This is a genomic window from Aliiroseovarius sp. S2029 (assembly GCF_023195575.1).
Lineage (GTDB): Bacteria > Pseudomonadota > Alphaproteobacteria > Rhodobacterales > Rhodobacteraceae > Aliiroseovarius > Aliiroseovarius zhejiangensis.
Window position 1 is genome coordinate 5,001 of the sequence record NZ_JALPQE010000014.1, and the last position, 1,221, is coordinate 6,221.

The 1,221-nt window shown below is 54.3% G+C and carries 2 rRNA genes (1 of these 2 cut by a window edge); both read left to right on the forward strand.

What is annotated here, in order from left to right:
- Nucleotides 1-942 (forward strand): 23S ribosomal RNA (locus tag MUY21_RS15855) (it extends 1,938 nt beyond the left edge of the window).
- An 81-nt stretch (nucleotides 943-1,023) separates the two neighbouring features.
- A 5S ribosomal RNA gene (rrf, locus tag MUY21_RS15860) occupies nucleotides 1,024-1,138 on the forward strand.
- Nucleotides 1,139-1,221 lie beyond the last annotated feature (83 nt).

The following is a 1,221-nucleotide window of genomic DNA, read 5'->3' on the forward strand; positions in this document are numbered from 1 at the left end:
GTCGGGTAAGTTCCGACCTGCACGAATGGCGTAACGACTTCCCCGCTGTCTCCAACATCGACTCAGCGAAATTGAATTGCCTGTCAAGATGCAGGCTTCCCGCGGTTAGACGGAAAGACCCCGTGCACCTTTACTACAGCTTCGCACTGGCATCAGGCACAACATGTGCAGAATAGGTGGTAGGCTTTGAAGCAGGGACGCCAGTTCCTGTGGAGCCTCCTTTGAGATACCACCCTTGTTCTGCTTGATGTCTAACCGCGGTCCGTTATCCGGATCCGGGACCCTGCGTGGCGGGTAGTTTGACTGGGGCGGTCGCCTCCTAAAGAGTAACGGAGGCGCGCGAAGGTTGGCTCAGAGCGGTCGGAAATCGCTCGTTGAGTGCAATGGCAGAAGCCAGCCTGACTGCGAGACTGACAAGTCGAGCAGAGTCGAAAGACGGCCATAGTGATCCGGTGGTCCCGAGTGGAAGGGCCATCGCTCAACGGATAAAAGGTACGCCGGGGATAACAGGCTGATACTGCCCAAGAGTCCATATCGACGGCAGTGTTTGGCACCTCGATGTCGGCTCATCTCATCCTGGGGCTGGAGCAGGTCCCAAGGGTACGGCTGTTCGCCGTTTAAAGAGGTACGTGAGCTGGGTTTAGAACGTCGTGAGACAGTTCGGTCCCTATCTGCCGTGGGTGTAGGATACTTGAGAGGAGTTGCCCCTAGTACGAGAGGACCGGGGTGAACGTTCCACTGGTGGACCAGTTGTCGTGCCAACGGCAGTGCTGGGTAGCTATGAACGGACAGGATAACCGCTGAAGGCATCTAAGCGGGAAGCCCCCCTCAAAACAAGGTATCCCTGAGGACCGTGGAAGACCACCACGTCGATAGGCCGGAGATGTAAGCACAGCAATGTGTTCAGTTGACCGGTACTAATTGTCCGATAGGCTTGATTTGATCCAGTAGAAGTTAGATCTCTACTATCAATCAAAAGCATACACACCAATGTGTACTGACTTGGAATAGCTGCTTTCTCGGTTTGGTGGTCACAGCACAAGTGAAACACCCGATCCCATCCCGAACTCGGAAGTTAAGCACTGTCGCGCCAATGGTACTGCGTCTTAAGACGTGGGAGAGTAGGTCACCGCCAAACCTAGTAAGCAGCTCAATTCTCTCAATACGATTAAAATTAAAAAAACCGCCGCCGAGCAGAAATGCCGGCGGCGGTTCTGCGTT